The organism is Microbacterium sp. Z12_35, assembly GCF_058310475.1.
The window spans coordinates 555411-581939 of the sequence record NZ_JBZEGJ010000001.1 but is presented as its reverse complement, the minus strand read 5'-3'; the positions used below and the strand labels follow the sequence as shown (position 1 = coordinate 581939).

Annotated in this window: 29 protein-coding genes; 3 read left to right on the top strand and 26 right to left on the bottom strand. The window is 69.4% G+C overall.

The annotated features are described in order from the left end of the window. Positions 1 to 50: 50 nt before the first annotated feature. The 6 genes from AC4FS1_RS02965 to rpsB all read right to left on the bottom strand — a co-directional run bounded on the left by AC4FS1_RS02965 (position 51) and on the right by rpsB (position 5186). Complete coding sequence (locus AC4FS1_RS02965; protein ID WP_491152506.1) at positions 51 to 698, bottom strand: DivIVA domain-containing protein; 648 nt, start codon at positions 696 to 698, stop codon at positions 51 to 53. After that, positions 695 to 1747: a phosphatidate cytidylyltransferase gene (locus AC4FS1_RS02960; RefSeq protein ID WP_491152505.1), complete on the bottom strand. Its 1053-nt coding sequence runs from the start codon at positions 1745 to 1747 to the stop codon at positions 695 to 697. Before AC4FS1_RS02960 ends, AC4FS1_RS02965 begins: the two co-directional genes overlap by 4 nt. Positions 1748 to 1751: 4 nt before the next feature. Further along, complete coding sequence (frr, locus tag AC4FS1_RS02955; protein WP_491152503.1) at positions 1752 to 2306, bottom strand: ribosome recycling factor; 555 nt, start codon at positions 2304 to 2306, stop codon at positions 1752 to 1754. Between the two features lie 72 nt (positions 2307 to 2378). Continuing rightward, the gene (pyrH, locus tag AC4FS1_RS02950) at positions 2379 to 3098 is read right to left on the bottom strand and encodes a UMP kinase (RefSeq protein WP_491152502.1); all 720 of its coding nucleotides are present in this window, start codon (positions 3096 to 3098) and stop codon (positions 2379 to 2381) included. A 135-nt stretch (positions 3099 to 3233) separates the two neighbouring features. After that, positions 3234 to 4061, bottom strand: coding sequence for a translation elongation factor Ts (gene tsf / locus AC4FS1_RS02945; protein WP_491152500.1), 828 nt, complete (start codon positions 4059 to 4061; stop codon positions 3234 to 3236). Between the two features lie 93 nt (positions 4062 to 4154). Continuing rightward, a complete protein-coding gene (gene rpsB, locus AC4FS1_RS02940) occupies positions 4155 to 5186 on the bottom strand; it encodes a 30S ribosomal protein S2 (protein WP_491152498.1) in 1032 nt (343 codons plus the stop codon). 310 nt (positions 5187 to 5496) lie between these two features. On the opposite strand from rpsB, the gene AC4FS1_RS02935 reads away from it, so the two are divergent. Then, the gene (locus tag AC4FS1_RS02935; protein ID WP_491152496.1) at positions 5497 to 5979 is read left to right on the top strand and encodes a murein hydrolase activator EnvC family protein; all 483 of its coding nucleotides are present in this window, start codon (positions 5497 to 5499) and stop codon (positions 5977 to 5979) included. A gap of 24 nt (positions 5980 to 6003) precedes the next feature. On the opposite strand, the gene AC4FS1_RS02930 is transcribed toward AC4FS1_RS02935, so the two are convergent. The 10 genes from AC4FS1_RS02930 to AC4FS1_RS02885 all read right to left on the bottom strand — a co-directional run bounded on the left by AC4FS1_RS02930 (position 6004) and on the right by AC4FS1_RS02885 (position 13664). Next, complete coding sequence (locus tag AC4FS1_RS02930; RefSeq protein ID WP_491152494.1) at positions 6004 to 6573, bottom strand: DUF3060 domain-containing protein; 570 nt, start codon at positions 6571 to 6573, stop codon at positions 6004 to 6006. 33 nt (positions 6574 to 6606) lie between these two features. Then, entirely contained in the window at positions 6607 to 7509 is a 903-nt protein-coding gene (locus AC4FS1_RS02925) for a tyrosine recombinase XerC (RefSeq protein ID WP_491152492.1), read from the bottom strand. A gap of 51 nt (positions 7510 to 7560) precedes the next feature. Continuing rightward, a complete protein-coding gene (gene dprA, locus AC4FS1_RS02920) occupies positions 7561 to 8727 on the bottom strand; it encodes a DNA-processing protein DprA (protein WP_491152491.1) in 1167 nt (388 codons plus the stop codon). Positions 8728 to 8729: 2 nt separating this feature from the next. Next, positions 8730 to 10259, bottom strand: coding sequence for a YifB family Mg chelatase-like AAA ATPase (locus AC4FS1_RS02915; RefSeq protein WP_491152490.1), 1530 nt, complete (start codon positions 10257 to 10259; stop codon positions 8730 to 8732). Beyond that, positions 10256 to 10618, bottom strand: a complete 363-nt coding sequence (locus tag AC4FS1_RS02910) for a YraN family protein (RefSeq protein ID WP_491152488.1) — start codon at positions 10616 to 10618, stop codon at positions 10256 to 10258. The genes AC4FS1_RS02915 and AC4FS1_RS02910 overlap by 4 nt, the downstream gene beginning before the upstream one ends. A gap of 96 nt (positions 10619 to 10714) precedes the next feature. Next, positions 10715 to 11038: a DUF2469 family protein gene (locus AC4FS1_RS02905; protein WP_125132127.1), complete on the bottom strand. Its 324-nt coding sequence runs from the start codon at positions 11036 to 11038 to the stop codon at positions 10715 to 10717. A gap of 62 nt (positions 11039 to 11100) precedes the next feature. Next, positions 11101 to 11760 (bottom strand): ribonuclease HII, encoded by a 660-nt coding sequence (gene rnhB, locus AC4FS1_RS02900; protein WP_491152487.1) that lies wholly within the window; start codon positions 11758 to 11760, stop codon positions 11101 to 11103. Continuing rightward, positions 11757 to 12521: a signal peptidase I gene (lepB, locus tag AC4FS1_RS02895; protein WP_491152485.1), complete on the bottom strand. Its 765-nt coding sequence runs from the start codon at positions 12519 to 12521 to the stop codon at positions 11757 to 11759. The genes rnhB and lepB overlap by 4 nt, the downstream gene beginning before the upstream one ends. Before the next feature lie 145 nt (positions 12522 to 12666). Beyond that, positions 12667 to 13014 carry a 50S ribosomal protein L19 gene (gene rplS / locus AC4FS1_RS02890; protein WP_491152483.1) on the bottom strand — a complete coding sequence of 116 codons (348 nt, stop codon included), beginning with the start codon at positions 13012 to 13014 and terminating at the stop codon, positions 12667 to 12669. Between the two features lie 155 nt (positions 13015 to 13169). Continuing rightward, positions 13170 to 13664, bottom strand: a complete 495-nt coding sequence (locus AC4FS1_RS02885) for an MFS transporter permease (protein WP_491152481.1) — start codon at positions 13662 to 13664, stop codon at positions 13170 to 13172. 108 nt (positions 13665 to 13772) lie between these two features. Between AC4FS1_RS02885 and map the strand changes: the two genes are divergently transcribed. Next, a complete protein-coding gene (map, locus tag AC4FS1_RS02880) occupies positions 13773 to 14555 on the top strand; it encodes a type I methionyl aminopeptidase (RefSeq protein WP_491152480.1) in 783 nt (260 codons plus the stop codon). 14 nt (positions 14556 to 14569) lie between these two features. On the opposite strand, the gene trmD is transcribed toward map, so the two are convergent. Genes trmD through rpsP form a run of 4 tightly spaced genes read right to left on the bottom strand, consistent with a single transcriptional unit; the run spans position 14570 to position 16544 of the window. Next, positions 14570 to 15259, bottom strand: coding sequence for a tRNA (guanosine(37)-N1)-methyltransferase TrmD (gene trmD / locus AC4FS1_RS02875; RefSeq protein WP_491152477.1), 690 nt, complete (start codon positions 15257 to 15259; stop codon positions 14570 to 14572). A 1-nt stretch (position 15260) separates the two neighbouring features. Then, entirely contained in the window at positions 15261 to 15896 is a 636-nt protein-coding gene (rimM, locus tag AC4FS1_RS02870) for a ribosome maturation factor RimM (protein WP_491152475.1), read from the bottom strand. Continuing rightward, positions 15896 to 16126, bottom strand: coding sequence for an RNA-binding protein (locus tag AC4FS1_RS02865; RefSeq protein WP_491152473.1), 231 nt, complete (start codon positions 16124 to 16126; stop codon positions 15896 to 15898). Before AC4FS1_RS02865 ends, rimM begins: the two co-directional genes overlap by 1 nt. A 4-nt stretch (positions 16127 to 16130) precedes the next feature. After that, positions 16131 to 16544, bottom strand: a complete 414-nt coding sequence (gene rpsP, locus AC4FS1_RS02860) for a 30S ribosomal protein S16 (protein WP_491152471.1) — start codon at positions 16542 to 16544, stop codon at positions 16131 to 16133. A 187-nt stretch (positions 16545 to 16731) separates the two neighbouring features. On the opposite strand from rpsP, the gene AC4FS1_RS02855 reads away from it, so the two are divergent. Continuing rightward, positions 16732 to 17895 (top strand): glutamate--cysteine ligase, encoded by a 1164-nt coding sequence (locus AC4FS1_RS02855; RefSeq protein ID WP_491152469.1) that lies wholly within the window; start codon positions 16732 to 16734, stop codon positions 17893 to 17895. Positions 17896 to 18445: 550 nt separating this feature from the next. Here the strand turns inward: AC4FS1_RS02855 and ffh are convergent. From ffh to smc, 6 genes are all read right to left on the bottom strand, one after another. Further along, the gene (ffh, locus tag AC4FS1_RS02850) at positions 18446 to 20032 is read right to left on the bottom strand and encodes a signal recognition particle protein (protein WP_491152468.1); all 1587 of its coding nucleotides are present in this window, start codon (positions 20030 to 20032) and stop codon (positions 18446 to 18448) included. Between the two features lie 44 nt (positions 20033 to 20076). Beyond that, on the bottom strand, positions 20077 to 20646 hold the full coding sequence (locus AC4FS1_RS02845) for a TetR/AcrR family transcriptional regulator (RefSeq protein WP_491152466.1): 570 nt from the start codon (positions 20644 to 20646) through the stop codon (positions 20077 to 20079). 168 nt (positions 20647 to 20814) lie between these two features. Next, positions 20815 to 21246 carry an MSMEG_6728 family protein gene (locus AC4FS1_RS02840; RefSeq protein WP_491152465.1) on the bottom strand — a complete coding sequence of 144 codons (432 nt, stop codon included), beginning with the start codon at positions 21244 to 21246 and terminating at the stop codon, positions 20815 to 20817. A gap of 14 nt (positions 21247 to 21260) precedes the next feature. After that, complete coding sequence (locus tag AC4FS1_RS02835; protein WP_491152463.1) at positions 21261 to 21761, bottom strand: DUF2004 domain-containing protein; 501 nt, start codon at positions 21759 to 21761, stop codon at positions 21261 to 21263. Between the two features lie 45 nt (positions 21762 to 21806). Further along, on the bottom strand, positions 21807 to 22679 hold the full coding sequence (gene ftsY / locus AC4FS1_RS02830) for a signal recognition particle-docking protein FtsY (RefSeq protein ID WP_491152461.1): 873 nt from the start codon (positions 22677 to 22679) through the stop codon (positions 21807 to 21809). Between the two features lie 22 nt (positions 22680 to 22701). Next, on the bottom strand, positions 22702 to 26226 hold the full coding sequence (gene smc / locus AC4FS1_RS02825) for a chromosome segregation protein SMC (RefSeq protein WP_491152459.1): 3525 nt from the start codon (positions 26224 to 26226) through the stop codon (positions 22702 to 22704). Positions 26227 to 26529 lie beyond the last annotated feature (303 nt).

Here is a 26529-nt window from a genome sequence, read left to right as displayed (position 1 = left end):
GAGGCGTGCCATCCGTGGCACGGCGATCGCGGCGACCGGACCGGCCGGGATCATCCGACGGCGAGCATCACTTCCACGACGGCATCGAGCACCGCATCGACCTGTGCCTCGCGGTACCCGCCGCGTTGCATGCGGAACGCCACAGCCCGCACTTGCTCCACCGTCACCGGCTCCCCCACGGCAAGATACCGCGCGAGCTTGTCGGTGACGAGATCGACCTCGTCCACGCGGTACCCGTACCGCAAGACGCTCACCCGGTCGAAACGTCGCCCCTTCGGACGGAGCAGCCGATCGAGGACGACCTGGGCGACGTCGCGTGATTCCGCCACCCACGCCCGGGCGCCCCGCCTGCTCATGGCTCGTTCACGCTCGCGGGCGGCGAAGGCATCCTCGATACGTCCCAGCGCCGCGTCGACTGCGGCGATCGCATAGCCCTGGCGGACCAGCGGAAACGCGGCGGCGCGTACCTCCGCGGAACGGAGGGCGTCGTCATCGTCGTCAGACTCGAAGGCCGCCCGCGCCTGAGCCAGGAATGCGTCGACGGCTCGTTTCTCGTACCCCTTCCCGCGCCGGGGGGCTTCGGGAAACGGCGTGGCGCCGGAAGTCGCGGCGTCCGAGCGCTCGATCCGGGGATCCTCCGCTTCGGCGGGCTCGGTGCGGGAATGCTCGGCGCTCGGGTGTTCGGTGTCTATCGTCATGTCACCGCCAGGGGGGTCAGGAGGTAGTACAGCGCGAGCGCGGCCGTCGCCGAGGGCAGGATGGAATCAAGCCGGTCCAGGACGCCGCCGTGACCGGGCAGCCACGAGCTCATGTCCTTGATCCCCAGGTCGCGTTTGATCATCGACTCGCCGAGATCGCCCGCAGTGGCGGTACCGAGGATGACCGCGCCGAAGATCAGTCCCGCCCACCAGGGCAGTTCGAGCATGTACAGCGCCAACACGACCCCGGCGGCCAGAGCGGCCACCGCCGAACCGGCGAAGCCCTCCCAGGTCTTCTTGGGGCTGATCCGCGGTGCCATGAGGTGCCGCCCGCTACGGCCGAAGGTCAGCCCGGAGGCATAGGCCCCGGTGTCGGCGACGACCGTCACGATGATGAAGGCGAGAACCCACCACTCGCCGCGGTCCTGGCTCAGCAACACCAGCGCGAGGCTCGCGAGGACCGGCACGTACAGCTGCACGAAGGACGAGATGAGGACGTCCGAGAGCACGGCCCCGTAGGTACGTCCGTCGCGCCGGAACATCTGGCCGAGGAGGCGCCACACCACCACGACAGCGACCGCCGAGATCGTGGCCACCCAGTGCAGCCACAGCGTCGCGAAGTAGCCGGACACGAGCAGCAACGTTCCGGCGATCAGTTGCGGGACCAGGTCGATCCGGCGGCCGGAGGCCTGGAGTGCACGGGTGAGCTCGAACGTGCCGAGGATGATGGCCGCGATCGCGAAGAGGAGGAAGATCCACTTGTAGAAGAGCAGTGAAGCCATGACCGCGGCGCCGATGGCGAGACCGATCACGATGGCCAGCAGCAGGTTGCGGCCGGTGCGCTGCGTGATGCGCGCGTTCGCCTCTTCGAACTCGGCACGCGCGTGCGCGACCTGGCTCTCGAACTCGGAGCGTGCTGCGCGGATGCGTGGCTGGAGGCCGTCACCGACATCGGCGGCGCTCTGCGCACGCCGCGCGCGGGCGGCCTCGCGTCGCGAGAGCGGCGCGTCGAGCGGTGACGCGCTGTCCGGGCCGGATGGATCGGTCATGGGGCTAGACCTCGAGGAGCTCTGCCTCTTTGCGCTTGAGCGCCTCGTCGATCGCGTCGACGTGCGCCTTGGTCAACGCGTCCAGCTCCTTCTCGGCACGACCGAGCTCATCCTCACCGACGTCGCTCTTCAGAGCGTCGAGCTCGTCCTTGGACTTCCGGCGGATGCCGCGGACGTGTACCTTCGCGTCCTCACCCTTGGACCGCACGATTTTGACGAACTCCTTGCGCCGCTCAGCGGTCAGCTCGGGCATGGTGATGCGCACGAGAGTGCCATCGTTCGTGGGGTTCGCACCGAGATTGGGCATGTCGCGGATGGCCGACTCGATCGCCTTCAGCGCGGACTTGTCGTAGGGCGTCACCACGAGTGTGCGCGCCTCGAGCGCGTTCACGGACGCGAGCTGCGCGAGCGGCGTGGGCGAACCGTAGTAATCGACCAACACCTTCTGGAAGAGCTGGGGGTTCGCGCGCCCGGTGCGAACGGTGGCAAAGTCCTCCTTGGCCGCTTCCACGGCGCGGTCCATGCGCGTTTCGGCGTCGGCCAGAACATCGGCGATCACGGGGACTCCATTCGTTGGGCTCGACGTCCCAGTCTAGACAGGCGCACGCCATCCGGCAGGCGCACGACGCGCTCAGGCCGTGACGAGCGTTCCGATCGATTCGCCCAGGAGAGCACGCGTCACGTTGCCCTCCGGCTCCATGCCGAACACGCGCATGTCCATGCCGTTGTCCATGCAGAGGCTGAACGCCGTCGAATCGACGACCTTGAGCCCCCGCTGGAGAGCGTCCATGTACGTGATGCTGTCGATCCGCGTGGCTGTGGCGTCCTTGCGCGGATCGGCGGTGTAGACGCCGTCCACACCGTTCTTGGCGACGAGCACCTCGATCGCGCCGATTTCCAGGGCACGCTGGGCGGCCACGGTATCGGTGGAGAAGTAGGGCAGGCCGGCACCGGCGCCGAAGATGACGACGCGGCCCTTTTCCAGGTGGCGTTCGGCACGGCGCGGGATGTAGGGCTCGGCGACCTGGGTCATCGAGATGGCGGACTGCACGCGCGTGGCGGCCCCGGCCTGCTCGAGGAAGTCTTGCAGGGCAAGCGCGTTCATCACCGTGCCGAGCATTCCCATGTAGTCGGCCCGGCCGCGGTCCATGCCGCGCTGGCTCAACTCCGCGCCCCGGAAGAAGTTGCCCCCTCCGACGACGACGGCGATCTCGACGCGGTCCACCGCGGCGGCGATCTCCCGAGCCATCTGGCTCACGACGTCAGGGTTGACACCCAACTGGCCCCCGCCGAATGCCTCGCCCGACAGTTTCAGTAGAACGCGGCGGCGCCCGGTTGCTTCATCGATCACGTGTGATCCCTCTCGTCGGATACAACCTATCCCCCTCCGCCGTGGACAGACTGAAGGGCCCGGGATGCGGTGCATCCCGGGCCCTTGATCCGGTCCCCGACCCTGCGGGCTTCCGGTGCGTGATCCCGTCGAAGGCTACGCGCCGACCTTGAAACGCGCGAAATCGGTGATCGTGAGACCCGCGTTCTTCGCGACCTGAGCAACCGAGAGCTTGTTGTCCCGCGCGAAGTCCTGATCGAGGAGGACGACCTGCTTGAAGAACGCGTTCACGCGCCCTTCGACGATCTTGGGGAGAGCGGCCTCCGGCTTGCCCTCGTTGCGAGAGATCTCCGTGACGATCTCGCGCTCCTTGTCGACGTCGGCCTCCGGCACGTCCTCGCGCGACAGGTACGTCGGGTTGGCGAAGGAGATGTGCTGGGCGATGCTCCGGGCGGCCTCAGCGTCCTCGCCGGTGTAGGCGAGCACCACGCCGACCTGCGGGGGCAGGTCCTTGCTGGTCTTGTGCAGGTACACCGAGAAGTGCTCACCGCTCAGGGTGCGAACGCGACGCAGCTCGACCTTCTCGCCGATGATCGCAGCCTCGTCCGAGATGAGCTGGTCCACCGTCACGTCGCCCGCGCGGGCAGCGAGAGCAGCCTCGGCGGAGTCGGCGGACGCGGCGACCGCCGCCTCGAGGACCTTCTCTGCCAGTGCGATGAAACGCTCGTTCTTCGCCACGAAGTCGGTCTCGCACGCGAGCTCGATCAGCGTGGCCTTCCCGTCCTGCTCGCGGGCGGTGATCAGTCCTTCGCTGGTGGACCGGTCGGCACGCTTGGCGTTGCCCTTTGCGCCCTTCAGGCGCAGGATCTCGACGGCCTTCTCGACGTTTCCGTCGGCCTCTTCGAGCGCCTTCTTGGTGTCGACCATGCCGGTGCCGAGCTGCTCGCGCAGCGCCTTGATGTCAGCGATCGTGAAGTTTGCCATATGTCGGCTCCTTGTTCTGAAAGTTCTGGAAGGAAGCGTCGGCGAGGTCGTTCGGGACGACCTCGCCGACGAGAAATTCGTTCGTGCGGACTCTTACTTGTCGGCAGCCTCAGGCTCGGCGTCGGCGACCTCTTCGGTGCTCTCTGCAGCCTCGGGCTCGGCCGCGGCGACCTCTTCGGTGCTCTCGGCAGACTCAGCGGCGATGACCTCGTCGTGAGCGGCCGCGCCCTCGGCGTCGGCGTCCGACTCGGTCGCTGCTTCACCCTCGATGGCCTGCTCGTCGGCGATGAGCTCATCTGCCTCAGCAGCAGCCTCGGCGACGTCGGCGACCTTCTCGGTCTCGGCGGACGACTGGGCCGGCGCACCCTGCTCGAGCAGCTCGCGCTCCCACTCGGTCAGCGGCTCGGCGACCTCAGCGGTCTCGCCGGCGGGCTGGTGACGCTGGATGAGGCCTTCCGCAGCGGCGTCGGCGATGATGCGGGTCAGCAGGCCGACCGAGCGGATCGCGTCGTCGTTGCCGGGAATCGGGTACTGGAACTCGTCGGGGTCGGCGTTGGTGTCGAGGATACCGATCACGGGGATGCCGAGCTTCTTGGCCTCGTCGACAGCGAGGTGCTCGCGCTTCGCGTCGACGACCCAGATCGCCGAGGGGGTCTTCTGCAGGTTGCGGATACCGCCCAGGGACTTGTGCAGCTTGTCGAGCTCGCGCTTCTTGAGCAGCAGCTCCTTCTTGGTGAAGCCGCTGTTGGCGGGGGTCTCGTAGTCGAGCTCCTCGAGCTCCTTCATGCGGGCCAGACGCTTGGAGATGGTCTGGAAGTTGGTGAGAAGACCACCGAGCCAGCGCTGGTTGACGAAGGGCTGCCCGACGCGCGTCGCCTGCTCGGCGAGCACTTCCTGCGCCTGCTTCTTCGTGCCGACGAAGAGGATCGTGCCGCCGTGGGCCACCGTCTCCTTGACGAACTCGTACGCCTTGTCGATGTACGACAGCGACTGCTGCAGGTCGATGATGTGGATACCGCTGCGCTCGGTGAGGATGAAGCGCTTCACTTTCGGGTTCCACCGGCGGGTCTGGTGTCCGAAGTGGACGCCGCTGTCGAGCAGCTGGCGAATGGTGACGACGGCCATGGCCGTTCTCCTTCTTTGGGCGCGTGCGCGCCTGGTTGCGGTTGTTTCGCGCCTACCCGGTCGGGCGGCGAGCCTGGTGTCCGGCGGGCATCCGCTCCCGTGCGATTGCTCGGGAGACCGGTGGATGCGAGATGCCACGCGTGCGGTTCGGAGGAATCGCGGTGCGCTATGGACACGCGGAGTCACCCCGGCGGACGGGGTGCCCTCCTACTGTACCAGCCACGCCTCCCCAGGCGGCTTGCCGCTGCAGTCCATCCACCCATCGCCGCTGGACGCCGCCACCCAGGCCCTCGGGAGGAAAGCTGGAGCGATGTCGCATCCTCTCCGCTTCGCCGTCGCCATGGCCGTCGCGTTCGTCGGGATCGTTGCGCCGGGATCACCGACGCCGGCGGACACCTCGTGGACATGGCCGGTGACTCCCGTGCAGGTCAGCCGGCCGTTCGCGGCGCCCGCGACTCCTTACGGCGCCGGGCACCGCGGCGTCGACCTCGCCGCAGTGGGCGCTGTGCGCTCACCCGCGGACGGAGTCGTGGCGTTCGCTGGAGCCGTCGTCGACCGCGGTGTGCTCACGATCGATCACGGGGGCGGGCTGGTGACCACGTTCGAGCCCGTGGAGACGACTCTTCGATCTGGGGATGTCGTCGCCGGAGGGCAGGACGTGGCGGACGTGGCGGCGGGAGGGCACGCGGAGCCGGCCACGGTGCACTTCGGCGTGCGCCTGAACGGCGACTACATCAATCCGCTGCTGCTCCTGGGCGGTGTCCCCCGCGCGGTGCTGCTGCCCTGCTGTTGACCGTGCGGCAGAGGCCGCTCGAGGTCATCCGATCACGTTGCGCGCGCCCTCGTCGGATGCGGCGCCGCTGTCATCCATCCCGCGCACCGTGTTGTCGTTGCCCTGAACGGTGACGTTGTCGATGGAGTCGGTGGCCGTGACCGAGTTGCGGTCGCCGCGGACGACGAGGACGTCGATCTCGTCGGCGGTGACGGTGTCCTCGTTGCCCTGAACCGTCACCGAGTCCGCATCATCCAGGGCCACCGTCAGGCGATCCCCCGCCAGCGTCACGATGTCCACGTCGGCCGTGGTCAGATCCACGTGGAGGTCGTTCCCCTGAATCTGCACATCGGGGCAGTCGCCCGCCAGGACGAGAGACGGAGAGTCCGCCGTGAGGGTCACCGGCGAGCCTGCGCAGTTCTGCGCGACGCCGGGAGCGAGGGGGGCGGCGGATGACTCCGCCGTCGGAGCGGCGCTCGCAGACGTCGAGGGAACCGGACGCGCCCCGTCGCTGGGCAGACGCGTGACCGCCGGCCCCGACGGCGAAGCGGAGCACCCGACGAGCATCGCGGCCGACAGCGCGACCGCTGCCAGACCCGCCTGTCGCTTGCGCATGGTGTACACGCTACGCCTCGTCGGCGCGCTGTGTCAGGCCCGCGGGTGAGCGAGCCGATAGGCCTCGGTGAGTCGCTCGCTGGACACATGGGTGTAGATCTGCGTGGTGCCGAGACTGGCATGGCCGAGGATCTCCTGGACCGCCCGAAGATCGGCGCCCCCGTCCAGCAGGTGCGTCGCCGCCGAATGACGAAGGGCGTGCGGACCGACCGCCGCCGACCCCACGACCGGGCCGATCGTGCGCGCGACGAGGTCGTAGACCGTCCGCGGGCCGAGGCGGCGTCCGCGTGCACCGAGGAACAGTGCTGCGCCGGCAGTGTCGGTGCGCGCAGCCAGCACGGGGCGCGCACGCACGAGGTAGCCGTCCAGCGCTCGACCGGCAGCGCCGCCGTACGGCACCACGCGCTCCTTGGAGCCCTTTCCGAGCACGCGTACCGTGCGGCGGTGGGGGTCCAGGTCGTCGACGTTCAGTCCGCACAGCTCGGACACCCGCAGCCCGGCGCCGTAGAGCATCTCCAGCACGGCCGAATCGCGCAGGGCGCTCGTGTCGCCGTCCACGGCGCGGACGGCGGCCGCCTCCAAAGCCTCGCGGAGCCCGTCGGCCGTCGCGACATGCGGCAGCGTGCGGCCGCGTTTGGGCGTCACCAGCCGCAGGGTGGGATCCGTTGCGACGAGCCCTTCCTCAAGAGCCCACCGGAAGAGGCCCCGCACGGCGGCCGTCCGGCGCGCGAGGGTGCTCCGCGCGAGGCCCTGCTGCGCAGCCGACCAGGCCCATTCACGGAGGTGCTCGACGTCTATTCCCGGGAGCGGGGCATCGCCGAGGGAGGCGACGAGGTCGTACAGATCGGCACGGTAGGCCCTCACCGTCGCAGGGGCGAGTCGCCGCACCTCAGCGAGGTGGGCGAGGTAGGAATCGATCGCGGCGCGCAGCTGCACTCCCCCAGGATGACCCACGATGGGCCAGCCCGGCCCCGGCCGCGCGGCGCGTCACCGGCTCGATGCGCGACGCCACCCCTCACCGTCGGCGACGAGACGTCCATCCAGGAGGGCGAGCCCGACGAGTGCCTCGACCTCGCCGATGGCCAGCCCGCTGCGTCGGGCGAGTTCGGCCGCCCCTGCGGATACCCGTGTGCTGGCCGCATCCAGAAGCCGCGTGAGGTCGTCGGTGCGTCCGGGCACTCCCGCGGGGCCGGCGACGGTCACCCCGAGGAGCTCACGCACATCGTCGGGGCCGGTGATGCACACGCCGTCGTACTCGCGGAGGATGCGGTGGCAGCCGGCTGAAGCAGCGCTGGTGACCGGGCCCGGCACGGCCCCCAACGCCCGCCCCAGGGAGGCTGCATGCGCGGCGGTGTTGAGCGACCCGCTGCGCGTGCCCGCCTCCACCACGATGGTCGCGTCCGACAGTGCGGCGATCAATCTGTTGCGGGCGAGGAAACGCCACTTGCTGGGGGCGGTGCCGCACGGGGTCTCGCTGGCAACGATGCCCGTTTGCGCGATGCGGGACAGGAGGTCGGCGTGGCCTGACGGATAGGGGCGGTCGACGCCGCCCGCCAGGAGCGCTGTCGTGAGTCCGCCTGCGGCGAGGGCCGCGCGGTGCGCGACCCCGTCGATCCCGTAGGCAGCCCCGGAGACCACCGTGATGCCGTCGGCAGCGAGTTCTGCCGCAAGCTCCGCCGCAACGTGCTCTCCGTACCCTGTCGCGGCCCGCGCCCCCACGATCGCGACGGCCGGTGCCGCCGTGGCGGGGGCGACGTCCCCCCGCTGCCACAGCGCGTGCGGCGCGTGGTCGCCCAGATCGGCGAGCCGCGTCGGCCACGCCGGGTCACCGGGAACCACCAGACGCACGTGCGCACGGCGCGCTCTCTCCAGCGCAGCGGACACCAGCTCCGGGTTCGCCCGCGGCATCCACCGATCTCGTGCGACCGCGAACTCCCGCGGCGCGAGGTCGACGGTATCGTCCATCAAGCCGGTCATCGCCCGCCGCAGCGCCGCCGCAGCCCCGAGCGTTGCGATCAGCACGCCGGCGACGCGGTCGCCGGGCTCGGTCAGAACGCTCCACACCGCACGGGCATAGGCCTCTCGGGCGTCGCCGGACCGATTCCACAGGCCCCTGAGCTCCGTGGCAGAGCGTTCGGGTGATAGGTCGAACATGCTCACACTGTGACTCCTCTCTTCAAGAACAGCGCCCGGCCGACGTCGTTCACATCCACGGCGGCTCGGCCCGCAAGGTCAGCCAGTGTCCACGCGACCCGCAGGACGCGGTCGTACCCGCGGAGTGTGAGCGAACCGCGGTGAAGCGCCGCGTCCAACGGCCGCCGCACGATCGGCGGTGGGGCCAAGGGACCCTGACGCAGCCAGCTGCCGGGCACGTCGGCATTGCGTCGCCATGGGGTTTCGGACAGCCGGGCCGACGTGCGCTCCCGGGCAGCCAGGACCCGTTCTCGCGCGGCGGCGCTGGTCGCGGCCGCAGGGACGACGTCGCGGTGTGCGACGGAGACGCGGCGCAGCGACAGCTCGATGTCGATGCGGTCCAGCAGAGGGCCCGACAGCCGACCGAGGTATCGGCGGATCGCCGAGGGCGGACACACGCACGTGCCGCCGGGGACGCCGTACTGACCGCACGGGCAGGGGTTCGTCGCCAGAACGAGCTGGAACCGAGCCGGATAGGACGCCTCCGCTCCAGCCCGATGGATCGCGATGGTGCCGGACTCCAGAGGCTGGCGGAGTGCATCCAACGCTGACGCCGCGAATTCGCCCGCCTCATCGAGGAACAGCACGCCGCCGCTGGCCCGCGCGATGGCGCCGGGCCGCACCACCCGCGACCCGCCGCCGACGAGAGCTCCCACGGTCGCGCTGTGGTGCGGTGCTTCCCAGGGCGGCACGCGTGAGAGGCGGGTCACCGATGCGCCCGCCAGCGACCGGACGCAGGCCGCGGTCAGGGCAGCCTCGTCGTCCAGGGGCGGCAGGATTCCTGGAAGCCGTCGGGCGAGCATCGTCTTTCCGGCCCCCGGGGGCCCGCTCATCAGCAGGTGATGTCCGCCCGCCGCGGCCACCACCAGCGCCTCGACGGCTTCCGGTTGCCCGATCACGTCGGCCAGGTCGGGAACGTCTCCGGCCGCGCCGGAATCGTCGGCGGCGGCGGTGACGGGCTCCAGATCCGGGGCGTCCACTTCGGCTCCGTGCCAGCGCAGCACGTCGGCCAGGCACGTTGCCCCGAGAACCTCGATGCCGTCGACGAGTTCCGCCTCCTGCCGATTCGCGAAGGGCACGACGACGCGGGTGATTCCTGCCCGGGCGGCCGCCAGCACCGCCGGAAGGACCCCGGGAAGCGGACGGAGCCGGCCGTCGAGCCCCAGCTCGCCGATGTGCACGGTCGTCGCCAGCCGCGCCGCATCCATCTGACGCTCGGTCGCCAGTGCCGCAACGGCGATCGCGACGTCGAAGCCGGCACCGTGTTTGGGCAGGCTGGCCGGTGACAGGTTGACCGTGAGGCGGCGCCGCGGGACGGGAACGTTCCGGTTCGCGCACGCGTTTGTCACCCGTTGCACGGCCTCACCGATGGCCTTGTCCGGCAGCCCGATCACACGGAAGCCCGGTGTCTGCGGGGAGAGGTCGGCCTCCACCTCCACGACCGCTCCGTTGAGGCCGGACAGCGCGATCGACAGCGTCCTCGCGGTCGTCACAGCGCGTCCTCGAGGTGTTCGAGCACCGCAGTCGGCGCGTCGGGTCCGGTGAGCGCTATCGCATCGATCCGCAGACGACGGCCCCGCGCCAGGTCGGGGTGCGCCACGATCCACGCAAGTGCCAGACGCCACAGCCGGGCGGCTTTGCGCGCGTCGATCGCCTCCAGCGGATGCCCGAAGGCCACGGACCGGCGTGATTTGACCTCGACCACGACGAGGTCTCTTCCGCGGACGGCGACGATGTCGATCTCGCCCTGTGGACACCGCCAATTGCGGTCGATGACGGTGAAGCCCGCAGAGCGCAGATGGGCCGCCGCCCGTTCCTCACCCGCTCGCCCGAAGTCGTCTTTCGCTGCCATGCAGCCCAGCCTCGCGGCCGGTCGTCTCCCTCGGGGCGCCCGCGGAAGGAACCGGGGATGAGTTCGACGGGGCCGCGCCTGGGGAGGAGAAGTCGCTCAGCCGTCGAGAGAGAGTTCCTCGGGAAGCTGGAAGTCCCGCCGCGACAACTCCTCGACGTTGACATCCTTGAAGGTGAGGACGCGAACGGACTTCACGAAGCGGTCGGCGCGGTAGATATCCCACACCCAGACGTCCGTCATGGAGATCTCGAAGTAGAAGTCGTGCTCGGTGTCGCGGCGTACGACGTTCACCTCGTTGGCGAGGTAGAACCGTCGCTCGGTCTCGATCACGTACTGGAACTGCGAGACGACATCGCGGTACTCGCGGTACAGCGCCAGTTCGAGTTCGCGGTCGTAATCCTCGAAGACATCGTCATCCATGGTGTCTCCATCCTAGGCCGAGCGGCACTGCCCGCGGTGGGCGTGCCACCGGACGCAGGGGCTCAGAAAAGCGTCGGGGCGTCGGTGATCGACCAGGACTGCCGATGATGCGCACTCACGCCATGCGAGCGGATCGCTTCGCGGTGTTCGGGACTGGCGTACCCCTTGTTACGCGCCCAGTGATAGGCGGGCAGCTCGTCGTGCAGGCCGGTCATGACGTTGTCGCGCGCGACCTTCGCAATAACCGAGGCCGCAGCGGCGCTGGCGCAGTCGCGATCGGCCTTGATGACGGGGGTCACCCGAAGGCCGGTGGCACCCGCCGGCGTGATGTAGTCGTAGTTGCCATCGAGGATCACGATGGCGCTCTCCGGCACCACCCCGGCGACGCGCAGATCCGCGATCGCCCGGATGGCGGCGAGCCCGAGCGCGCGGATGATCCCGACCTCGTCGATCTCGATCGAACTGGCCCACCCCACCGCGCTGGCCGCGACCCACCCCGCCGCCCGCGCCGCGACGTCGGCGCGCTTGGGCTCGGGGACCAGCTTGGAGTCGCGGAGTCCCGCCGGCACGCGTTTGCGCGAGCGTTCCGGGTCGATGACCGCGGCGCCCACCGCGACCGGGCCGGCCAACGCGCCACGCCCCACCTCGTCACACGCGATGATCAGTGGATGCTCCTTCAAGAGCCGCCGCTCGAGGGTGAGTCGCGGCTCGACGACGGTCATGGCGCGTCCTCCGCGGCGGGGATGCCGGCGAACGCATCGTGCTGGAAGTCGATGCCACCGAAGCGTCCCAGCGGCCAGGTGATCAGGAACGCCCGGCCGACCACGTTCTCCAGCGGGACGAACCCCTGGCCCGGCTGGTCCTGGTTGTAGCGCGAATCACGCGAGCTGTCTCGGTTGTCGCCGAGCACCCACAACGACCCCTCGGGAATCTCGACGTCGTACGGGACGGGTTCGGCGGCCGAGCGACCGGGAGGCAGGTTCAGGTAATCGGTCTCGTCGATCGGCACGCCGTTCACCGTCACCTGACCCAGCGCGTTGCAGCACACCACGTGGTCACCCGGCAGACCGATCACCCGTTTGATGAGGTGGTCGTCGCTGTCGGGAGCTGACAATCCGACGAGCGAGAGGATCCAGTCCCCGGCTTCGACGATCGCCGGCCGCTCAGGCTCATTCGAGGGCGGGAGCCAACCGCCCGGGTCACGGAACACGACGACGTCGCCGCGCTCGTACTCCCCGAAGCGGGGTGTGATCTCATCGACGAGGATGCGGTCGTTCACGAGGAGCGTCTGGGCCATGGAGGCGGACGGGATGTAGAAGGAGCGGACCAGGAACGTCTTCACCAGGAACGAAACGAGCAGCGCGATCACGACGATCACCAGGACGTCGCGGAGGAAGATCAGCAGCCCGCGCCGGCGATCACGTTCCCCACCGACCTGGCCTTCGGCCCGTGCGGGGGCGGATGCGGTCTGCTCGCTGCTCATGGGATCCTTCACCCGGCCCGCATGACGACGCGAACCGCCCACCAAGCGTCGCACACCTCACGCAACCGGCGGCAATCGTCGGCGCAGTTCATCGACAAACGACGAAACGCCCCGGGCGATGCCGGGGCGTTTCTCGGGAGTGCGATCAGCGGTCGCGCTTCTCCTTGATCTTGGCCTTCTTGCCGCGCAGGGCACGGAGGTAGTACAGCTTGGCGCGGCGCACGTCACCGCGCGTCACGACCTCGATGTGGTCGATGACGGGGCTGTGCACCGGGAAGGTGCGCTCGACACCCACCTGGAAGCTGATCTTGCGAACCGTGAAGGTCTCGCGCACGCCATCGCCGGAGCGACCGAGCACGATGCCCTGGAACACCTGGATACGCGAGCGGGTGCCTTCCGTGATGTTCACGTGCACCTTGACGTTGTCGCCGGGAGCGAAGGCGGGGATGTCCGAGCGGAGTGAAGCCGCGTCGACGGCATCGAGGATCTGCATGATCTTCTCTTCCTGCGGCCGCCACAGGTCGACCGCATGATGTATGAATAGTTTCGGATGTGCCCGAGGCCGCGAAAGCGGCGGACTCCCCTGAGGCAGAGCCGGTCAGGACACAAACATCCATTCTGCCATGGATGTGGTGCGGCCCCAAACCGTCAGGAGCCGGAGGGTCGCTCCGTGACGACGATCACGGGAGTTTCGGTGGGCGCCGCCCGCGGTGGTTGCGATGGCGGGAGATACCCGGTGCCGTCTGCCGCGCGGAGAAGCGACTGGGCCCCGGCACGCGCCTCGCGCCAGAGCTGCCAGACCGTCAGCCAGAAAAGGGCGACCGCGCCGACGAGGGCGGCCACGAAAGCGATGCCGAACCACGCCGGACTGAAAAAGCCCGTGGCGATCACGAGGACGTGCCACACCCCGAACCCGAGCACATCCCACCACGACACGGCCCGCAGAGCCCGCACGCTGCTGCGTGCACGGACCAGTAGTGCGAGCACGATCTGTCCGAAGAACACCGAGGGCATCGCCAGGAAGAGCACCCAGATGAGGGCCCACCCGCCCGCATCGAAGGCGATCCACCCGGCCAGGAGCCACACCGGCAGCACGACGGCGGCCGGGAAGAGCCACCAGAAGAACGCCCGTCGAAGCCACATGCCCCTGATGCTAATGCCGCCGCCCTCCCCACCGCCCGGGACGGGCGCATCCCTCGGCATCCTCACGGCTTGGGCATCCGCGACAATGGAACAGACGGAAGGATTTCCATGATCGAGTTGCGCACCCCCGCGGAGATCGAGGCGATGCGGCCGGCCGGCCGGTTCGTAGCCGAGGCCCTGGCGACCCTGCGTGAGGAAACGAAGGTGGGGACCAACCTCCTGGCCATCGACCGTCGCGCACACGATCTCCTCCGCCGCGCCGGCGCGGAGTCCTGCTATATCGATTACCACCCGTCCTTCGGGGCGAGCCCGTTCGGCAAGGTCATCTGCACGTCGATCAATGACGCCGTGCTGCACGGCCTTCCTCACGACTACGCGCTCCGCGACGGCGATCTCGTCTCTCTGGATTTCGCCGTGTCGATCGACGGATGGGTCGCCGATTCCGCTGTCTCCTTCGTCGTGGGCACCCCTCGCGACGAAGACCTCGCTCTCATCGACACGACCGAGCGTGCTCTGGATGCGGCCATCGCTTCGGCCGTCGTCAGCAACCGGATCGGCGACATTTCCGCCGCGATAGCCGCGGTCGCCCACGCGGACGGGTACTCCATCAACACCGACTTCGGTGGGCACGGGGTCGGCCGGGAGATGCACGGCGACCCGCACGTCCCGAACGACGGCAAGCCGGGCCGCGGCTACCCGCTGCGGGCGGGGCTCGTCCTGGCGCTCGAGCCCTGGTTCCTGGCCACCACCGACCGGCTGATCACCGACCCCGACGGCTGGACGCTGCGCAGCGCAGACGGCTCACGGGGTGCGCACTCCGAGCACACCGTTGCCATCACCGAGGACGGCCCCATCGTGCTGACCGACCGCTCGTTCCTCGGCGTGGACTGACACCCGCTCTCGGTTCAGTCGCCCAGGAGATCGGGGCGCCGCTCGCGCGTGCGCTCCAGCTGCTGCTCGCGGCGCCACGCGGCGATGGCGGCATGGTTGCCGCTCAGCAGCACGGGCGGAACCTCCCGGCCGCGCCAGACGGCGGGCTTCGTGTAGGAGGGGTATTCCAGCAGGCCGTCCTCGTGGGACTCCTCGACGAGACTGGCCGGATTGCCCACGACGCCGGGGATGAGCCGTCCGATCGCTTCGATCATCGCCATCGCGGCCACCTCGCCGCCGTTGAGGACGTAGTCGCCGAGGCTCACCAGCCGGACGTCGCCCAGGCTCGCCGCCTCCGCGAAGACGCGCTCGTCGATGCCTTCGTAGCGCCCGCATCCGAAGACGAGGTGCGGGGCCTCGGCGAGCTCTCGGGCGGTGGACTGACGGAACACCTCGCCCGCGGGAGAGGGGAAGACGAACACGGGGCGGTCCGCCGCATCCCGCGCGATCTCCTCGAGGGCCTCGCCCCAGGGTTCCGGCTTCATCACCATGCCCGCTCCGCCCCCGTACGGGGTGTCGTCGACGGTGCGGTGACGATCGTGCGTCCAGTCGCGCAGGTCGTGCACGCGGATGTCGAGCAGGCCCGCCCCGCGAGCCCTACCCAGGAGAGAGACTTCGAGCGCGTCGAAGAACGACGGGAAGATCGAGACGACGTCGATGCGCACGTCAGTCCTCCCGGTCGCCGTCCTCGGTCACCGTTTCGTCGACGGTTCCCGGCTCCGGCTCATCGGAGGCCCCCGGCAGGTCTTCGAAGAGACCGGGAGGCGGAGTGACGACGACACGGCCGCCGACGACGTCCACCTCGGGGACGAGAGCCTTCACGAAGGGGACCAGGACCTCGCGCTCCCCCACCGTCACGATCAGCAGGTCCTGCGCCGGCATGTGGTCGACCCGGGCGACGCGCCCGACGATCTCGCCGTCGCGGATGACGTCGAGGCCCACCAGTTGGTGATCGAACCACGCGTCGTCTTCGGCGGGTGAGGCCAAAGCATCCTCGTCGATCCACAGGATGGCACGAACAAGCTCCTCGGCGGCGGACCGATCGTCCACGCCTTCGAAGAAGGCGACGGCGTGGCTGTTCATCCACTTGAACTCGCGGACGGTGAGTGACTTACCGTGCCACGGCGACGCGGTCGGCACCTGGAGCGTGAATGTCGCTCCCGGGGTGAATCGGCCGTCCGGGTCATCGGTGTAGAGCTCGAGCTTCAACGCGCCCTTGAGCCCGTGGGCTTTCACGAGGCGCCCCACGCGCAGCTGAGTGCGCGCGGGTTTCGGGGAACGGGACGGAGCGGCGTCCGACATCAGTCGTCGGCGACGTCGACGCGAACGCGACGACCGTCCGCGAGCGCCGAGATCAGGGTGCGCAGGGCCTTGGCCGTGCGTCCGCCGCGCCCGATGACGCGGCCCCGGTCATCCGGGTGCACGCGTACCTCCAGCACGTCACCGCGAGGAGATGTGCTGGAGGTGATGGCGACATCGTCCGGGTGATCGACGATCCCCTTGACGACGTGCTCGAGCGCGGCGGCGAGCAACGGATTACTCGGAGTCTGACGCCGCAGCGGCGTCGGCGTCCGCGGCGGGGGCCTCGGGCGCCTTCTTCTCCGCCTTGGGCTTCACGACGGACTTTTTGGCCGAGTCGATTTCGAACGGCTGCTTCGGCTCGGCGACCTTGACCGTCGAGACGGCGTTCTCGTCGCCCTTGAAGCGACCCCAGTCTCCGGTGAGCTTCAGCAGTGCGGCGACCTGCTCGGTCGGCTGTGCGCCGACGCCGAGCCAGTACTGCGCGCGCTCGGAGTCGACCTCGATGAACGAGGGCTCCTCCGTGGGGTGGTACTTGCCGATCTCCTCGATGACACGACCATCGCGCTTGGTGCGCGAGTCGGCAACGACGATGCGGTAGTAGGGCGCGCGGATCTTTCCGAGACGCTTGAGACGGATCTTGACAGCCACGATTCTCCTGGTGATATGGAAGTGACGAACTGGTCGCCGGAGTGGGGTACGCATCCGGCGGAAGCTCAAATGGTTGGACCGAGGCTGGATAGAGGGTCGAGCAGACGGTCCAGCCCTCTATTCTGCCAGACATCTGCGGATGCCGCGAAACGCGGGGTCGTGCCGCCTCCCATGCCAGACTGTCGCCATGACGGTCCCGTTCGCGCCCTCTGCACGTTCGTCGGTCGGGATCGAGTGGGAATTGATGCTCGCCGACCGCGAGACCGGTGATCTGGTGCCGCGTGCGCCCGACATCGTGCCGCCGCTCGAGGAGCGCACGAAGCTCGAGCGCTTCACCATCACGCAGGAGCTCCTGACCAACACCATCGAGCTGACCAGCGGGATCGGCGGCACGGTGGCTGCGGCCGTTGACGACATCGGCGACGCCATCGCCGCCGTACGGACCGAGACCGAGCCCCGCGGCGTGGAGCTGCTGTGCGCCGGCAGCCATCCGTTCGCCCAGTGGTTCGATCAGGAGGTCACGGACAAGACGCGGTACCACAAGCTGATCGAGCGCACCCAGTGGTGGGGGCGCAACATGATGATCTGGGGCATCCACGTGCACGTGGGGGTTGAGGACGTCAACAAGGTCTTCCCCCTCATCGACGCACTGTCGGTGTACCTGCCGCACCTTCAGGCGCTATCGGCCTCGAGCCCGTTCTGGGCGGGTGAGCGCACCGGGTACGCCTCCAACCGCGCACTCGTATTCCAGCAACTCCCGACCGCGGGACTGCCGTGGCAGCTGGAGAACTGGGCCCAGTACGAGGCATACATCGACGACATGACGCGCACCGGAGTCATCGCCGATGCGACAGAGGTCCGCTGGGACGTCCGGCCGGCCCCCCGGTGGGGCACGATCGAAGTGCGGGCGTGCGACGGGATGTCCACGCTCCCGGAGCTCGCCGCCGTGGCCGCGCTCATTCAGTCGCTGGTCGAGCGGTTCTCCCGCGACCTCGACGAGGGCCGCCCCATCCCCCGCATCCCGCCCTGGTACATCCGTGAGAACAAGTGGCGGGCGGCGCGGTACGGCCTGGGCGCGCGGATCATCGTCGATGCCGACGGACGGCAGGCGCCGGTCGTCGAGCATCTCCGCGAGACCATCGCCGAGGTCACCGATATCGCCGTGGAGCTGAAGTGCGGGCGCGAACTCGCGGCGCTGGACACCATCCTTGCCACCGGAGGCAGCTCGGCGCGCCAGATCGCGGTCGCCGAGGCCGCGGACGGCGACCTCCGTGAGGTCGTACAGCACCTGATCCGGGAGTTCCGCAGCGGTCCCACCCTGCGCGAGCACCTGCGTTCCGTCGCTCCCTGACGCCGCCTGCTCGCCGGTCCGGCCGGCCGCCCGGGTTCGGACAGGGGTTAATCCCCGCGTTGCCGAATCAGGAGATGTGGCCGACACAGGCTCGTTTCGCCTGCATCGGCCTGTCTCCGCCAAAACTCCTGAACTCGTGAACCGGCACGGCGGATGCGGGCGCGGTCGGGCCCCGGCGGCGGATGCGGGCGGGTCGGCCCGGCGCCGCGCCGGCGGCGAGAATGCAGGCGACGTCAGCCCCGGGAGCCATCCCTGCGTCCCCGAATCAGGAGATGCGGCCGACACAGGCTCGATTCGCCGATTCCGTCCTGTCTCCGCCAAAACTCCTGAACTCGTCACACGGTAGTGCGGATGCGGGCGGGTCGGGCCGCGCGCCCGCGGCGAGCGCAGGCGGTGCCGACCCCCGGAGCCATCCCCGCGTCGCCGAATCAGGAGATGTGGCCGACACAGGCTCGATTCGCCTGCAGCGGCCTGTCTCCGCCAAAACTCCTGAACTCGCCCCCGCATGGTGGATGGGGCGGGGTCAGACCCGCGGCGGATGCGGGCGGGGTCAGCCCCGGCCGAGGAGCTTCTGGAGCTCGGCGAGGTCGGCCTCGCTCGGCGGCGCGGCGGGACCCGCGCCCGCACCGCCGCCGGCACCGCCGCCGAGCCCGAAGCCGGAGCCGGACGGCGCTGCGGGGGCAGCCGCGGCGATCCCCGCGTTCTCGGCCGCGCGCTTGGCCGGATTGCCCGACCGGGATCCCTTGGCCTTCTGCTGCTTTCCCCGCTTGGCGGATGCGCCGGGGCGCCCCGCGCCGGGCACGGGGCCCATCCCGGGAATGTTCGGCACACCGCCCCGGGCCATGGTCTTCATCATCTTCGCGGCCTGTTCGAACCGCTGGACGAGGGAATTCACGTCCGTGACGGTCATACCGGAGCCGCGCGCGATGCGCAGGCGACGGGAGCCGTTGAGCACCTTCGGGTTCCGCCGCTCCCCCGGTGTCATCGAGCGGATGATCGCCTCCGTGCGGTCGATCTCACGCTCGTCGAAGTCCTCCAGCTGCTGCTTCATCGACCCCATGCCCGGGAGCATCCCGAGCATCTTCTTCATGGAGCCCATCTTCTTCATCTGCTGCATCTGCTCGAGGAAGTCCTCGAGCGTGAAGGTCTCCGTCGCCAGCTTCTCGGCGACCTTCATCGCCTCTTCCTCGTCGAACGCGGCCTGCGCCTGCTCGATGAGGGTCAGGATGTCGCCGAGGTCGAGGATGCGCGACGCCATCCGGTCCGGGTAGAAGGGCTCGAGATCGTCGAGTCCCTCCCCCGTGGAGGCGTAGATGATCGGGCGGCCGGTGACGGATGCGACGGAGAGCGCCGCACCACCGCGGGCGTCACCGTCGAGCTTGGAAAGCACGACGCCCGTGAAGTCCACACCCTCCTGGAACGCCTTGGCGGTGTTGACGGCGTCCTGACCGATCATCGCGTCGATGACGAACAGGACCTCGTCCGGATCCGTGGCGTTGCGGATGTTCGCGGCCTGCTTCATCAGCTCGGCGTCGACGCCCAGCCGGCCGGCGGTGTCGATGATGACGGTGTCGTGCTGAGAGCGACGTGCGTACTCGACCCCGTCACGGGCGACCTTGACGGGGTCGCCGACCCCGTTGCCCGGCTCGGGAGCGTAGATCGCCGCACCCGCACGCTCGGCGACCACCTGCAGCTGGTTCACGGCGTTCGGTCGCTGCAGGTCGGCCGCGATCAGCAACGGCGTGTGCCCGTCCTTCTCGAGCGAACGTGCGAGCTTTCCGGCGAAAGTCGTCTTCCCCGACCCCTGAAGGCCCGCGAGCATGATCACGGTGGGCGGGTTCTTCGCGAACTGCAGTCGACGCTGCTGACCACCGAGGATGCCGACGAGCTCCTCGTTGACGATCTGCACCACCTGCTGTGCAGGGTTCAGGGCCTTGCTGACCTCGTCGCCGAGTGCACGCTCGCGGATCGCCGCGGTGAACTCCTTCACGACGGGGAGAGCGACGTCGGCGTCGAGCAGGGCGCGACGGATCTCTCGAACCGTCCCGTCGACGTCGGCAGGCGTGAGCTTGCCCTTGGTGCGAAGGTTGCGGAAGGTCTCGGTGAGCCGGTCGGAGAGCGTGCCGAAGGTAGCCATGATGCGGCAAGTTTACGCGAGCGCGCCACCCGCTCCGCCGGGGATCACCGCGGCACGCAGTCGAGGGCCTGACTGAGGATGTCGGCGAGGTTCGTGCGGCCGGGGCCCAACGCCGCCCAGCGCGAGATGGCCGCGAGCACCGCCCCGCCGTAGGCCGCTCCGATGACCTCGGCACGGAGGGGCTCGACGCCTCCGCGCCGCAACCGTTCGGCGACCGCATCCGCAATCCGCGCGCGCCGCACCCCCGCCTCGCGCTGCAGGTCCTCGCCGATCCCCATCGTCTCGGCCTGCCCGAGCGCCAGCGCGAGGCTGTCGGGGCGGAACCCGTCGGCCAGCGACGCGACTGCGGTCGGGATGGCAGCGAGGGTGTCGGAATCGTCGGCGCGCAGCCGGTCGGCGAGGGCCGCGATGCGCTCATCCAGGGCCGCCCAGAAGACATCGCCCTTGGTCGCGAAGTAGTTGAAGAAGCTCGAGCGGCTGACGCCGGCCCGGGTGGTGATGTCCGTCACGGACGTCGAGTGGTAGCCGCGTTCGAGGAACAGTTCGCAGGCGGCTTCGGCGAGCGTCTCGCGTGACGACGCCCGGGGGCGACCGGTGCGGCTCTCCGTCGGCATGTCCCCAGGTTATCGCCGGCGCTCCCTCGCGCGATGTGTTGTTGGGCTGCATCCATCAACGAGGGCCGGGCGTCGCCCCCGCCCGAGATCGATCCCGCCGACCCGGCGGCCGCCCTCCCTGCGGGCGACCGAGGTTTCGCGCAGGGCGTCTGACGTCGACGGTCCCGCTCAGACGGTCGGCCAGATGTAGGGCAGGTCGTCGGGGATGTCCCCGAAGATCGGACGGTAGTGCTCCGGGTCCTTCCGCAGGAGGTTGGACCGGTGCGACAGGTGGAACGCCTCGTCGCCGAGCCAGGGCGGCAGGACCAGGTCCGCCTGTGCGACCCCGTCCACCTCGGGTGCGAAGAGCAGGAGCTTGTCTCGTACCGTGTCCGCACGTCCCGAGGCGATCCACACGTCGGTCATCGCCAGGCCGTACGCGACGAGCGCCGGCAGGTACCCAGTCCACATCTTCGCCGCCGGGTGATGGCGCCAGCCGTAGCCCGGCACGGTGTTCGCCCGCAGGAGCTGGAACGTCTCGACTCGCTGCTTGCCGAGCCTGGGCGCATCCAGCGCCCGCGCCGACTCGAGGAAGGAAGGGTACGGCAGGAAGGTCTGCACGCGCAGCCGAGGGGTCAGTCCGCGCTCGTGACGGACTGCACCGACCCGTCGGAGGCGAGGTTCACCAGCAGAACGTCGTCGGTTGCGTCGGGGTCCAGGGCGTACTCCAGCACCGCGAACGGCTCGGAACCGCCATGCTCGTCGGCCAGGATCGTCATGCTCATCAACTGCAGAGACCGGATGACGTCCACCTGCACGTCGCCGGAGACATCCACCATCAGGTCCTCGAGCTCGTCTCCGAGCGCCTGCTGCTGCTGCAGGATGTACTCGATCACCTCGCTCGTGCGATCGTCCAGCTCCGACACCATCGCGTTGCGGGCGGTCGCGTCGATGCCCTCGAGCGAGGACACCATGGCTGCGGCCACATCCAATGCGGCCTGGGAGACGTCGTCCTGGTCGGGAGCGGTCAGATCGACCGTCACGGTCTGATCGCCGAGCTCGACGTTCTCCGACCAGAAGATGGATCCGTCCGGGCCCGACTCGAGGAGTCCGAAAAAGTCGTGCTCGATCGCCATGGCCCTATGAAACCAGTCCCTTCGCTCGTGCGATAGTCGGCAGCATCAGTCGACGAGGGACGCCGCGAACACGTGCGGGGTGAAGCCGGTCAGGTCGCCGATCCCCTCCCCCGAACCGAGGAGCTTGACCGGGATGCCGGTGCGCTCCTGTACCGCCAGGATGAACCCGCCCTTGGCCGAGCCGTCGAGTTTCGTGATCACGAGACCTGTCACGCCGGCATGCTCGAGGAAGGCCTGCGCCTGCATCACGCCGTTCTGCCCCGTCGTGGCATCCAGCACCAGCAGCACCTCGCTGATCGGCGCCTGCTTTTCGACCACGCGGCGGATCTTGCCCAGTTCATCCATCAGCCCACCTTTGGTGTGCAGGCGGCCGGCGGTGTCGACCAGCACGATCTCGGTGCCGGTCTCCTTCGCGTAGGAGATGGTCTGGAAGGCGACGGATGCAGGGTCCTGCCCCTCGTGCTGCGGGCGGACGATGGTCGCCCCTCCCCGTTCTGCCCAGGTGGCGAGTTGGTCCACCGCTGCCGCCCGGAAGGTGTCGGCGGCACCGACGACGACGGAGCGGCCGTAGCGCTGCAAGAACTTCGCGAACTTCCCGATGGTGGTGGTCTTGCCCACGCCGTTCACGCCCACGACGAGCACCACGGCGGGGCGCTCGGTCAAGCGCAGCGTGGTGTCGAACTTCGCGAAGTGCTCTTCGAGCGTCTCCCGCAGCATGCGCTGAAGGTCGCGGGGGTCGGTCGTGCGATATCGGTCGACCTTCTCGCGGAGTTCATCGACGAGGCGCTCCGTGATGTCGGGACCGAAATCGGCGGTCAGCAGGGCGGTCTCGAGGTCTTCCCATGTCGTCTCGTCGATCGTGGGCTTGACGAACAGACCGCGCAGCGCGCGACCGAGCGACCAGGAGTTCTCCGCCATGGGTCCAGCCTACGGCGCGCGCTCAGGCCGAAGCGCGATCGCCGACCCGCTGCCCCACCACGGCAGACACGCCGTCCTGACGCATCGACACACCGTAGAGCGCGTCCGCGATCTCCATCGTGCGCTTCTGGTGCGTGATGACGATGAGCTGGCTGTTCTCGCGCAGACGCTCGAACACGCCCAGCAGCCGCCCGAGGTTCGCGTCGTCCAGCGCGGCCTCCACCTCGTCCAGGATGTAGAACGGGCTCGGGCGGGCGCGGAAGATCGCCACGAGGAACGCCACCGCTGCCAGCGACCTCTCCCCGCCCGACAGCAGACTCAGCCGCTCGATCTTCTTTCCGACGGGCCGCACCGACACTTCGATCCCCGTCGTCAGGGGCGATTCGGGGTCGGTCAGCGAGATGCTCCCGGTTCCCCCGGGGAAGAGGATCGGGAAAACCTCCGTGAACGCATTCCGGGTGTCTTCGAAGGCAGCCAGGAAGATCGTCTGCATCCGCTCATCCAGCTCATCGATGATGGTGAGGAGGTCCTTGCGCGTCTGCGTGAGGTCGGTGAGTTGCTCCGTGAGGAACGCGTGACGCTGTTCGAGAGCGGCGAACTCCTCGAGTGCGAGCGGGTTCACACGGCCGAGCTGTCCCAGCTTGCGCTCCGCGTCAGCGAGCCGACGTCGCTGGCCGGCCCGGTCGAAGGGGGTCGATTCCGGCTCCTCCCCGTCCGCGGGAGGGGCGTCCGACGGCACCGGCTGGTCCGGACCATATTCTGAAACAAGAATGTCTTCGTCGAGACCCAACTCCGAGGAGACGCGTTCGAGCAGGCTCGTGGCATGGAGACGCTTCTCGTGGATCTTCAGCTCCAACCCGTGCACGTTCTCCGTGAGCGCACTGAGCCGCTCACGCAGGGCCGCGTCTTGGGACCGGGCCTCCGCCAGCTCTGCGGTGACCGCGGTGCGCGCAGACTCCGCCGCGGCCAATTCCACCCGCGCCTGGCTCACCGAACGGTCCACGGAATCCAGCAGTGGGGGCAGCTGCCTCGCCACGTCCGCGGCGATCTCGCGCTGCGCGCGCCGGAGAACGGCCCGGCGAGCGGCCTCCTCCGCCGCAACGCGTTCGCGCTCCCGCTGCCGCTCGAGTTGCACGACGCGGGCCTCGCCCGCGCGCACGCGTTCGCGGAGGGTCTCCACGTCGAGGCGTGCCCGCATCTCGGCGTCACGCGCCGCCTCCAGCGCAGCGAGCATGCCTTCACGGGCCGACGCGTCCAGGATCGGCCGGGGAGCTTCCAACGCGCGCGCCAGCGCATCCCGCGCGGCTCGCTCCGCCGACTCGGCGTCGGTGACGGCCGCCTGCGCCGGCACGAGGCCTGCGACGAGTCGGTCGCATTCGGCAACCGCCGCCTCGTGCCGCACGCTCGCGCGGTTCACCTTCTCGGCGTGTGCGGCGAGAGCCGCGTCCTGCGCTCGCAGCGCCGCCAGAGCCTCCCGCGCGCGCTGGCGTGCCGTGTGATGAGTGGAGACCGCATCGGCAAGGGCCTCTCTCAGCGAATCGGCCACCACCGAAATCTCCGTCAGGCGCTCAGCCGCTGTATCCCGCTCGGCGGCGAGTTCGAGCCGCGACCGCCCCGCCCCCGAGCCTGCGCGCAGCGTGAAGGCGGTGATCACTTCGCCGGCGCGGGTCACCAGAGTGACGGAAGCGGCCACCGAGTGCAGTCGTTCCAGCGCGGCACGCGCGGTGGGCAGGTCGTCGGCGATGAGGACCGAACCGAGGATGCCCCGCACACCCTCCGGGGCGGTCACCACATCGGCGGCCGACACGATGCCGGGGATGGCCGGGAGTTCGACGGGCATGGCGGAGACGTCGGCCGCCGCGATATCCACCACCCCCAGGTCGCTGTCACGGGCGAGTTCCGCGGTAGCGAAGGCGTTGTCCCGCGTGTCGACGAGCAGGCCCTCACCGAGAGGACCGAGCGCCGCCGCGATCGCCGCCTCGAACCCGGGCTGCACCTTCACGGCGTCGCTGACGAGACCGCGGATGCCGCGACCGCCCCCCGAAACCAGCTCGGCGGCGGCGTTGCGCACATCCAGAGCGCGCCCGAGCGCGGTGGTCTGCGCGGTCAGAGCCTCCACTTCGCGCTCGGCGGCGTGCAGCCGGTCGCGAAGTTCGGAGACCGTCGTCTCCGCATCGGCGGCATCCCGCTGGGCGCGTTCGTACGCGGCGGCATGCTCGGCCGCCGACTCCTCGGGCGCGAGCTCAGGGTCGAGCCCTTCCCATTCCGCTTCGGCCTCTGCCCGCCGCACGAGCGCCGCATCCAGCGCGCGCTGCTGGCGCTCCACCGCCGTCCGTACGGCTCCGAGCGCCGACGCCGCAGCCTCGGCCGTTCCGCGCAGCGTGCTGATGCGCATGTCATGCTCGGAGACGAGGGCGCTCTGCGCGGCGATGTCGACGTCCAGCGCGTCCAGTTCCGCGCGAGCCCGGCTCACGGCGCGCGAAGCATCGGCGGCCGCATCCTGGGCATCCCCCAGTCCGGCCGAGATCTCGTCGATCTCGGCGCGTGCGTCGTCGATCATCCCGCGGGACACCGTGGGGGTGAACCCGGACGGGTCGTCCCCGTCCGCGGAGAGCAGCGCGAGCCGCTGACCGGCGAGGGAATACAGACCGCGCAGGCGCTCCTGCACCTGTTCCAGCGCGAAGGACACGCGTCGCGCTCGATCCACTGCCTCGGAGCGCTGGTCGTTCTCCAGCCGCTCGATCCGCGCCCGCAGGTTCTCGGCCTGGTCCTGGAGAACGACCCGTTCGGTGTGCCGCTCGCTCTCGGCTCGCGCGTGGTCCGCGAGCTGTGTGCGCAGGGCCACCAGTTCGTCGGCGAACAGGCGCGCCTTGGCGTCACGCACGATCGCGGCGATGGTGGCTGCCTCCCGGGCGATCTCGGCTTGACGCCCCAGAGGTTTGAGCTGGCGGCGCAATTCTCCGGCCAGGTCGCTCAGGCGCGTCAGGTTCGCCTCCATCGCGTCCAGCTTGCGCAGGGTCTTTTCCTTGCGGCGGCGGTGCTTGAGGATGCCGGCCGCCTCCTCGATGAAGCCGCGGCGGTCCTCGGGGGTGGCCTGAAGGACGTTGTCGAGCCGGCCCTGCCCGACGATCACATGCATCTCACGGCCGAGCCCCGAGTCGCTGAGGAGCTCTTGGACGTCGAGCAGCCGGCAGGTGTCTCCGTTGATCGCGTACTCGCTCGCACCGGTTCGGAACAGGGTGCGGCTGATGGTGACCTCGGAGTACTCGATCGGCAACGCTCCGTCGCTGTTGTCGATCGTGAGCTGCACCTCGGCCCGCCCGAGCGGTCCACGCGTGGAGGTGCCGGCGAAGATGACGTCTTCCATCTTCCCGCCGCGCAGGGTCTTGGCACCCTGCTCGCCCATCACCCACGCGAGAGCGTCGACCACATTGGACTTTCCGGACCCGTTCGGCCCGACGATGCAGGTCACGCCCGGCTCGAACGCGAACGTCGTGGGCTGCGCGAACGACTTGAAGCCCTTCATCGTCACGCTCTTCAGGTGCATGGATGCGCCTTCCCGACCGGCATTCTCACCGGTTCACGGTATCGGACCTGCACCGCTGACCTCGCACGGCGTGCCGTACACCCGCCGACTCGGCTCGGGACGACACGCCCGGCGGCCTGGGTTTTCTGGGAGATCCCTTGACGCGCCCCGCGGAGATCCGCTAGCGTCACAGATCGCGTTCGAAGTTGAGAGGAGGTCACCCCAGATGATTCAGCGAATCGCGCACCGCGTCGCACCCACCAGCATGCCATTCGGCACCGGGGTGATCGGCTCCTTCCGCGCCCTCCCCGGCCTCGCCGGCTG

Coding starts and splice junctions, on each gene's coding strand:
- AC4FS1_RS02855 (WP_491152469.1), top strand. CDS start 16,732: ATGACGGTCCCGTTCGCGCCCTCTGCACGTTCGTCGGTCGGGATCGAG.
- smc (WP_491152459.1), bottom strand. CDS start 26,226: ATGCACCTGAAGAGCGTGACGATGAAGGGCTTCAAGTCGTTCGCGCAG.
- dprA (WP_491152491.1), bottom strand. CDS start 8,727: ATGTTCGACCTATCACCCGAACGCTCTGCCACGGAGCTCAGGGGCCTG.
- rnhB (WP_491152487.1), bottom strand. CDS start 11,760: ATGACCGTCGTCGAGCCGCGACTCACCCTCGAGCGGCGGCTCTTGAAG.
- AC4FS1_RS02910 (WP_491152488.1), bottom strand. CDS start 10,618: ATGGCAGCGAAAGACGACTTCGGGCGAGCGGGTGAGGAACGGGCGGCG.
- ftsY (WP_491152461.1), bottom strand. CDS start 22,679: ATGGCGGAGAACTCCTGGTCGCTCGGTCGCGCGCTGCGCGGTCTGTTC.
- AC4FS1_RS02960 (WP_491152505.1), bottom strand. CDS start 1,747: ATGACCGATCCATCCGGCCCGGACAGCGCGTCACCGCTCGACGCGCCG.
- AC4FS1_RS02835 (WP_491152463.1), bottom strand. CDS start 21,761: ATGGCGATCGAGCACGACTTTTTCGGACTCCTCGAGTCGGGCCCGGAC.
- rimM (WP_491152475.1), bottom strand. CDS start 15,896: ATGTCGGACGCCGCTCCGTCCCGTTCCCCGAAACCCGCGCGCACTCAG.
- AC4FS1_RS02885 (WP_491152481.1), bottom strand. CDS start 13,664: ATGTGGCTTCGACGGGCGTTCTTCTGGTGGCTCTTCCCGGCCGCCGTC.
- tsf (WP_491152500.1), bottom strand. CDS start 4,061: ATGGCAAACTTCACGATCGCTGACATCAAGGCGCTGCGCGAGCAGCTC.
- rpsB (WP_491152498.1), bottom strand. CDS start 5,186: ATGGCCGTCGTCACCATTCGCCAGCTGCTCGACAGCGGCGTCCACTTC.
- ffh (WP_491152468.1), bottom strand. CDS start 20,032: ATGGCTACCTTCGGCACGCTCTCCGACCGGCTCACCGAGACCTTCCGC.
- AC4FS1_RS02845 (WP_491152466.1), bottom strand. CDS start 20,646: ATGCCGACGGAGAGCCGCACCGGTCGCCCCCGGGCGTCGTCACGCGAG.
- AC4FS1_RS02930 (WP_491152494.1), bottom strand. CDS start 6,573: ATGCGCAAGCGACAGGCGGGTCTGGCAGCGGTCGCGCTGTCGGCCGCG.
- map (WP_491152480.1), top strand. CDS start 13,773: ATGATCGAGTTGCGCACCCCCGCGGAGATCGAGGCGATGCGGCCGGCC.
- AC4FS1_RS02935 (WP_491152496.1), top strand. CDS start 5,497: ATGTCGCATCCTCTCCGCTTCGCCGTCGCCATGGCCGTCGCGTTCGTC.
- lepB (WP_491152485.1), bottom strand. CDS start 12,521: ATGAGCAGCGAGCAGACCGCATCCGCCCCCGCACGGGCCGAAGGCCAG.
- rplS (WP_491152483.1), bottom strand. CDS start 13,014: ATGCAGATCCTCGATGCCGTCGACGCGGCTTCACTCCGCTCGGACATC.
- AC4FS1_RS02905 (WP_125132127.1), bottom strand. CDS start 11,038: ATGGATGACGATGTCTTCGAGGATTACGACCGCGAACTCGAACTGGCG.
- AC4FS1_RS02965 (WP_491152506.1), bottom strand. CDS start 698: ATGACGATAGACACCGAACACCCGAGCGCCGAGCATTCCCGCACCGAG.